Source organism: Microcoleus sp. POL10_C6, from assembly GCF_036701585.1.
GTDB lineage: Bacteria > Cyanobacteriota > Cyanobacteriia > Cyanobacteriales > Microcoleaceae > Microcoleus.
The window spans coordinates 1-1502 of record NZ_JAUBRB010000141.1; the positions used below are offsets into that span (position 1 = coordinate 1).

Annotated in this window: 1 protein-coding gene and 1 pseudogene; both read left to right on the forward strand. The window is 44.1% G+C overall.

Annotated features, from left to right (window positions below; translation table 11 throughout):
* The first annotated feature begins 107 nt into the window (after positions 1-107).
* Positions 108-635 carry a hypothetical protein gene (locus QUA34_RS30005; protein ID WP_333391157.1) on the forward strand — a complete coding sequence of 176 codons (528 nt, stop codon included), beginning with the start codon at positions 108-110 and terminating at the stop codon, positions 633-635.
* A 13-nt stretch (positions 636-648) separates the two neighbouring features.
* A pseudogene (locus QUA34_RS30010) lies at positions 649-1410 on the forward strand (hypothetical protein); the annotation flags it as partial.
* Between the last annotated feature and the right edge of the window lie 92 nt (positions 1411-1502).

The following is a 1502-nucleotide window of genomic DNA, read 5'->3' on the forward strand; positions in this document are numbered from 1 at the left end:
TTACTGTAGTTTAGACTAAATAAAGATGAGAAAGGTGGCTTCAGAAGAACTAGAGCCACCGCGCTGGGAGAGAATAAGGGTGAAAAGAAAACCTATCCACTCCCTTAATGAACAGTGAACGATTAAAAGACTTTCGTCAAGCAGCATACGAGTTATTAGTGCTGGCGAAAGATGCAAAATTCGAGCTGATGGATGCAGTAATGACAACCAGGAATGCGGCTTGTTTGGCGGAATTTTCGCTCAGTCCGCTATTCAATCGTCAATGGTCAAGCGTCTATGAAGCCTTACAAGACTGTAGACCAGACCGGAAAAAACTGATGATGCTGTATCAAGAGCAATTACAGCAGCAAGTACCTAGAACAGAACATATATTAGTGGCAATTGACCACACTGCATGGGCGAGACCTGACGCTCAAACATTAAAAGACAGAACCCATGAATATCAGAAAGGCTGCATTGTTGGACAGGGATATAGTACAATTGCGTGGATACCTGAAGAACAAGGAAGTTGGGCATTACCCCTACTCCATGAAAGAATTAGTAGTGGGTCTTCACCCATACTTCAAGCAGCTTCCCAACTCAAACTTGTTTGCGAACAAAGCGTCAACCCAATATTAGCAGTCTTAGACGCCTGAATATGGCAATGCAACTTGGGTATTAGCGCAAGCAGATATTCAAGCTGATTGCTTAATGAGAGTCCGAAAGAATGCTTGTTTTTGGTCAGCACCACCAGCCTATAGTGGTCGCGGTAGACCGCGAAAACACGGGTCCAAAATGAGACTCAATGACCCAACCACATGGCTCAAAGTGGATACTGCGATCGAAATTGACTCTCATCCACAGTTGGGACAAGTCCGAGTCCGTCAATGGCTTGACTTACATTTTTATCGCGCCCCTGAACATCCTGTCAATTTAATTCTCATCGAAAGACTCAATCCCATGTCAAACGGTCAGCCGTTTCCACCCTTGTGGTTGGCTTGGGTGGGAAAACGAACTCTACCTTTAGAAATAGTTTGGTTTAAGTATTTACGACGTTTTGGAGTGGATCATTGGTATCGGTTTGCCAAGCAAAGATTACATTGGACATTGCCTAACCTGAGAACTCCCTCTCAATGTGAGCGGTGGAGTGATTTAATGCCCTTGATGAGTTGGCAACTCTGGCTGGCTAGGGATTTAGTTAAAGAAAATCGACTGCCTTGGCAATCTGCTACGATCGATTTAACTCCTGGACGTGTTGCCCAATCAATGTTATCGATTTTAGTTGACATTGGTACTCCGACGAAACTACCTAAACCGAGGGGAAAATCTCCTGGTTGGGAAACAGGAAAGGTACGGATATCGGCACCACGATATCCCACTGTCAAAAAACGAGTCTCTCGACGCAAAAAGTCCTCAAGATTAGTTGTTTAATCTCCTCTATTTGGAATTGTTGAGCAATAACTTGCCCGGTGTTGAAAGGCAGGTACTTTTAGATGCGATCGTTTTTTAGTCTAAACTCCAGT